Source organism: Phenylobacterium sp. (assembly GCF_046590535.1).
GTDB lineage: Bacteria > Pseudomonadota > Alphaproteobacteria > Caulobacterales > Caulobacteraceae > Phenylobacterium.
The window spans coordinates 1-3,796 of the sequence record NZ_JBKJTG010000110.1 but is presented as its reverse complement, the minus strand read 5'-3'; the positions used below and the strand labels follow the sequence as shown (position 1 = coordinate 3,796).

General features: G+C 66.5%; 5 protein-coding genes and 1 pseudogene. 3 read left to right on the top strand and 3 right to left on the bottom strand.

The annotated features are described in order from the left end of the window. Positions 1-128, bottom strand: a pseudogene (locus ACLL81_RS06725) (HD family hydrolase); the annotation flags it as partial. Between the two features lie 119 nt (positions 129-247). Here ACLL81_RS06725 and ACLL81_RS06720 point away from each other — a divergent pair. Further along, positions 248-1,060 (top strand): universal stress protein, encoded by an 813-nt coding sequence (locus ACLL81_RS06720; RefSeq protein ID WP_411287576.1) that lies wholly within the window; start codon positions 248-250, stop codon positions 1,058-1,060. 17 nt (positions 1,061-1,077) lie between these two features. After that, positions 1,078-1,452, top strand: a complete 375-nt coding sequence (locus tag ACLL81_RS06715) for a hypothetical protein (RefSeq protein ID WP_411287575.1) — start codon at positions 1,078-1,080, stop codon at positions 1,450-1,452. 16 nt (positions 1,453-1,468) lie between these two features. Here the strand turns inward: ACLL81_RS06715 and ACLL81_RS06710 are convergent, their stop codons facing one another. After that, a complete protein-coding gene (locus ACLL81_RS06710; protein ID WP_411287574.1) occupies positions 1,469-2,278 on the bottom strand; it encodes a hypothetical protein in 810 nt (269 codons plus the stop codon). A gap of 95 nt (positions 2,279-2,373) precedes the next feature. Further along, on the bottom strand, positions 2,374-3,243 hold the full coding sequence (locus ACLL81_RS06705; protein WP_411287573.1) for an AAA family ATPase: 870 nt from the start codon (positions 3,241-3,243) through the stop codon (positions 2,374-2,376). 185 nt (positions 3,244-3,428) lie between these two features. Here ACLL81_RS06705 and ACLL81_RS06700 point away from each other — a divergent pair. Next, on the top strand, positions 3,429-3,796 hold a 368-nt coding region (locus ACLL81_RS06700; protein WP_411287572.1), incomplete at its 3' end, for a cytidylyltransferase domain-containing protein.

Here is a 3,796-nt window from a genome sequence, read left to right as displayed (position 1 = left end):
GCCACCCGGGCCAGGCCGTGGGAGATGTCCTCGATTTCGATGTCCATGGGGGAGGGGTCGAGCAGGTCCAGACGACGCCCCGACAACATGCGTTGCCAGGCCCGGGGTTCCTTGCCGGTCTTTCGCAGCCCTTTCCTCTCCGACGCGTTCCTCTCACACTGAAGGTCGTGACCTGAACCAGGACTTGAGAAAGATCAATGAGCAGGTCCATCGTGCTCACCACTGTGATCATGCCAAGGGGAAACACATGAGTTGGGCTAGAATCATGACGCCGCTCTCCGGCGGACAAGGCGATAAGGCCGCCGTGGAGGCCGCCGCCATGCTGGCTGAGCCTTTTGGCGCCGAACTCGCCTGCGTGTACACCCCCGCCGATGTGGCCGACGTGATGCCCTGGATGGGTGAGGGCTTCCTGGGCGGAGTGCAGACCACCGCGCTGGAAAGCCTGAAGGAAGCCGCCCAGGTGGGCGAGGCCAACGCGCGGACCGCCATGGCCAGTTGCGCCTACGCCAGGAGCCGCTTCGTGGCCTTGCAGACGCCGGTGTGGGCCGGGCTGTCGGGGGAGAGCCGGCTGTCCGACGTGGTGGTGTTCAACAACGATCCCGCCCGGGGCCGCGGCCCGCTGGCCGAGGCCTTCCAGCAGATGGTGGCCGATGAGCAACGGCCGGTGCTGATCGCCCGCGAGGGCCTGAAGGTCGGCGGCACCATCGCGGTGGCCTGGGACGGCGGCAAGGAGGCCTCCCGCGCCGCGCGCCTGGCCCTGCCGTTGCTGGAAAAGGCCCGCCGGGTGGTGATCCTGGCGGCGCCCAAGGCCAGCTCGCGGACCTTCGATGCGTCGCGGCTACAATCCTATTATGCGACCCGGGGGGTGGAGACCGAGCTCGATATTTTGCCCGACACAGGCGACGCGGCCCCCGTCCTGCTCTACGCTGCGCGCAAGGCCGAGGCCGACATCCTGGTGGCCGGCGCCTTTGGCCATCCACGGCTCCAGGAATTCATCTTCGGCGGGACGACGCGGACTCTTTTGAACTCAGAGCAGCCGTCGTTGTTCTTGTCTCACTGATCCCACGGAGTGAAGCCATGACCCTGTCGCGCATCGTTATGCGGCTTGCCCGCAATCCCGGGACCGAATTCGCGGGAGGCGACGATCATCGCGGCTATGCGCTCACAGCGCCCCTGACCGATGACGGCCATATCGACGAGGCGGCCTACGCCAAGGCCAAGGCCGACTGCGCCGTGCGGCGTTTCTCACCGGACGACGATCCGGTGGACGGCCGCCTGGCCAAGAAGGGCGCGCGCTGGTTCTTCGACTATGACGAGGACGACGCGGCCGACGACGAGCCAGTTCACCGCCTGGGGGAGCATCGCTTTGCGGTGGGCGAGTATGTGACCATCACGGACGAGGACGGCCGGCCGCTGACCTACAAGGTGGTCGAGGTGCAGCCGGCGCACTAGGGGCCGGCGCCCAGAGCTAGGCGCCGCCGTTCTTGCGGACCAGGCGCTTCACGTCGGGATAGATCTCGCCGCCGTCGCCATCCTCGGAGCGTGACTTCACCACCGCCACGGCCAACGGCCCGACCTTGGGGCCAGCCGCCTCGTAGCCCACGAAACGGTAGCCGTCGGGCAGGCTCTTGCCGGTGTAGATGAATGTGGCGCGGACGCCGCGCTTCTCACGCGAGAACGCCTCGCCCTTCAGGCGCACGCTGTTGCGGATCCGCACGGTCGCCACGTCATCGGCCGCATCGACCGTCAGGCCGCCGATGCGGACCTTGGCGTCGTTCTCGCCGGCGGTGATGTGGATGCCCGGCAGGTCGACCCGAGTGGTGGGCCCGCCGTCATTGGAGACCATGGCTTCGGACTCACGCTGCACATGCAACTCGACCTTCTTTTCGGTTTCGGAGGCCGTGCGGGCGGGCGGTCTGCTGGCGGCGGCGTCCTTGGCGGCGTCCTTGGCGGCGTCGCCCGTGGCCGCGGCGGCCGCAGCATCGCCGCCAACGGGATCGGTGGGCGGTTGCGCCGTCGTGGCGGCCACCAGGGTGCTCTCGATGGCTTTCAGGGTGACGTTGGCGTCGCCGGACACCAGTTGCAGGGTGACTTCCGCGCCCTCGGCCGTGCGGTAGCTGCAGCTCCTGCCGTCGGCGGCGGCGCCGGTGCGGGTCAGGTCGCCCTGGGTCACCGGACAGTCCAGCTCGGTTCGCTGACTGGCTTTCGAGCCCGGCGAGCAGGCGGTAGCCCCCAAGGCCAGGGTGGAGGCGGCGGCGAGAAGAAGCAGCGACTTCATGGCGAGGAGCACTCCGGTCCGGTTAAATGGAACGTGACCGTGGCGCCGGCGAAAATCGAATGAATTCGCAGTAACTCGGGGGTTACGCGGCCGTCCTACTGGCCGGGCCGCGATCCCGCGCCCTCGCGACGGGCCAGGAAGGCCAGGCGTTCGAAGAGGTGGACGTCCTGTTCGTTTTTGAGCAGGGCGCCGTGCAGGGGCGGGATCAGCTTGGTGGGATCCTTCTCCTTCAGGGCGTCGCCGTCGATGTCCTCGACCATCAGGAGCTTCAGCCAGTCGAGCAGTTCCGAGGTCGACGGCTTCTTCTTCAAACCGGGCACCTTGCGCATGTCGTAGAAAATCCGCAGGGCCTCGGCGACGAGCTTCTGCTTGATGCCCGGATAGTGGACCTCGACGATCTCATTCATCGTGTCGGCCTCGGGGAAGCGGATGTAGTGGAAGAAGCAGCGGCGTAGGAAGGCGTCGGGCAGCTCCTTTTCGTTGTTGGAGGTGATGATCACGATCGGCCGGACCGCGGCCTTGATTGTCTCGTTGGTCTCGTAGACGTAGAATTCCATCCGATCGAGTTCCTGGAGGAGGTCGTTGGGGAACTCGATGTCGGCCTTGTCGATCTCGTCGATCAGCAGGACGGGACGCTGGGGATGCTCGAACGCCTCCCAGAGCTTGCCCTTCTTGATGTAGTTCTTGACGTCCTTGACCCGCTCTTCGCCCAGCTGGCTGTCGCGCAGACGGGTGACGGCGTCATACTCGTAGAGCCCTTGGATGGCCTTGGTGGTTGATTTGATGTGCCAGGTGATCAGTGGCGCGCCCAGCGCCTCGGCGATCTCATAGGCAAGCACCGTCTTGCCCGTGCCTGGCTCACCCTTGATCAGCAGGGGGCGCTCCAGCGCGATCGCCGCATTCACCGCGATCTTCAGGTCGTCGGTGGCGACATAGTTGTCGGTGCCTTGGAAACGCTGGCTCATTTGGGCTCCGGGCGGGGCAGGCCCGCGTTCGAACAGTTGTTTCAACTGCGCGCCAACCTAAAGCGAGCGGCGCGACTTTCAAGCGGCTTAAATTGCTGCGGGCGGCAGCGGCGATGGCGCTTAGACTGGCGCCAGGTTTCGATTCCAGGACCCGCACCGTGAACGTCGCAATCCTTCAGGCCCGGATGAGTTCGACGCGCTTGCCGGGCAAGGTCATGGAGCCGGTGATGGGCGAGCCGATGATCGGGCGGCAAGTGGAGCGCCTGCGCCGCGCCGCACGGATCGACCGGCTGGTGGTGGCCACCAGCGCCGAGTCCGGTGACGATGTGCTGGCAGACTACTGCCACGGCCTAGGCCTGGAGGTTTTCCGCGGATCGCTGAGCGATGTGCTGGACCGGTTTCGCGGGGCGCTGGACCGGTTTCCGGACGCGCAGACGGCGATCCGGCTCACCGCCGACTGCCCGCTGGCGGACTGGACGGTCACCGACAGACTGATTGACAATCACGCCGCGGTGGGCGCGGACTATACGAACAACACGCCGCCGCAGCGGAC